This is a genomic window from Streptococcus sp. GMD1S (assembly GCF_000296875.1).
Lineage (GTDB): Bacteria > Bacillota > Bacilli > Lactobacillales > Streptococcaceae > Streptococcus.
The window spans coordinates 1-1763 of record NZ_AJQY01000117.1 but is presented as its reverse complement, the minus strand read 5'-3'; the positions used below and the strand labels follow the sequence as shown (position 1 = coordinate 1763).

Sequence of the window (1763 nt, the reverse complement as noted above, 5' to 3'; positions counted from 1 at the left end):
TTGTACCACTTCCACCTGTTGCTGAATCCATGGGTGTTCCTCACCAATCGACTCAATAGAAGTCAGCTCCCGAATGCTTGCAATCTTAGGATTATAGACATTACTTGGATAAAGGAAAAAACCATCGCTCATAATTTTGACAAAATCAGGGCGAATCCTTTCCACATAGCTGCGATGCCCATCAACACTTTTTTGAAAGATACGTGGATTATTTAATCCCTGCCCCTTTTCTTCGAGTGTTACAAAATGAAACCAAAATCCGACAGGAACTCTTTCCACTTCATCGCCTCGAATCGCTCTAAAGACTAAATCTCTTTTGCTTGCCATACCTTTCTCCTTCCATTTGGATTGAAACCATCTTACCACTCCTTTTCCCCTTTTCCCAATATATATTGACTATCAACTCGATTGAAAATTTTTATATCTATAAAGAAAAAAATCCCTGAAAAGCTTGATGTTACTAGCCTTTCAAAGATTCACTTTATTTTCATCTATTTTTCAAAAAGGAACTGATATAGATTTTCTATCAAGCCGATTGAATTTTTTTATATCCATCTTCATTCCCAAATTAAGTACATAATTTTATCCTAATACCAAATTACTACTGAAAAATTTCTTTTCTCTCGATATTTTCTTGCACAAATCCCATGAAAACGCTACAATATTAATAGACTATTATTAGGAGGATGGGATTATGAAAATATCCAAAGTTACCATTACAATTGCTTCTACACTTGCTTCCGTCATTTTACTGACTGGCTGTGGCACAAATTCGGCAAATTCACAGACAACACAAAGTAGTACATCTGACAATCAGGTTACAATGACCTATGATCAGTTGCGTTCAAGAGAAAATACTATGTCAACTCTTTGGTATCAAAAAGCAGCTGAGACCAAGGCACTCTATCTACAAGGTTACAATGTCGCTACTGATCGTTTGAAAGAACTACTAAAAACACAGACAGATAAACCCTACTCTATCGTTTTGGACTTAGACGAAACCGTATTAGACAATAGCCCTTATCAAGCGCAAAATGTCAAAGATGGAACAGCATTTACCCCAGATAACTGGGATATCTGGGTAAAAAAAGCCGCAGCCAAGGCTGTACCAGGTGCTAAAGATTTTCTCCAATTTGCAGACCAAAACGGTGTCCAAATTTACTATGTATCTGACCGCACGATAGATCAGGTAGATGATACGATCAAAAACCTAGAAAATGAAGGAATTCCTGTACAAAGCCGCGATCATCTCATGTTCTTAGAAAAAGGCGTCAAATCTAAAGAAGGTCGTAGACAAGCAGTCCAAGAAAAAACCAACTTAGTCATGCTACTAGGAGACAATCTTGTGGACTTTGCAGAGTTTTCAAAGACCTCTGAAACTGAGCGCGACCAAAAATTAGAGGAATTACAAAAAGAGTTTGGTGAGAAATTCATCATTTTCCCTAACCCAATGTACGGATCATGGGAAAGCACTGTTTACAATGGTAATAAATTGGATGCCAAGGGTCAAACTGAAGAGCGCCAAAAAAACTTACAAGGTTTTGATAAATAAAATAAGAGAACTATCTACCAGTTTACACCAACCACAAGATATCGTATTTGTGAGAATATCAAAAAAGACGATTTCCGCTTGGATAATCGCCTTTTTTGCTATTTTATCTTGTACTTGGTATAAACTAGTATATATTCCACTAGATAGTATGCTCTATCTCTTGTACCACTTCCACCTGTTGCTGAATCCATGGGTGTTCCTCACCAATCGA

The 1763-nt window shown here is 37.2% G+C and carries 1 protein-coding gene and 1 pseudogene; one reads left to right on the top strand and one right to left on the bottom strand.

Annotation, left to right across the window (positions count from 1 at the left end):
• Positions 1–327: pseudogene (locus tag GMD1S_RS07500) on the bottom strand (uroporphyrinogen decarboxylase); the annotation flags it as partial.
• Positions 328–694: 367 nt separating this feature from the next.
• Between GMD1S_RS07500 and GMD1S_RS07495 the strand changes: the two are divergent.
• Complete coding sequence (locus GMD1S_RS07495; RefSeq protein ID WP_000703381.1) at positions 695–1552, top strand: 5'-nucleotidase, lipoprotein e(P4) family; 858 nt, start codon at positions 695–697, stop codon at positions 1550–1552.
• Positions 1553–1763: the final 211 nt, after the last annotated feature.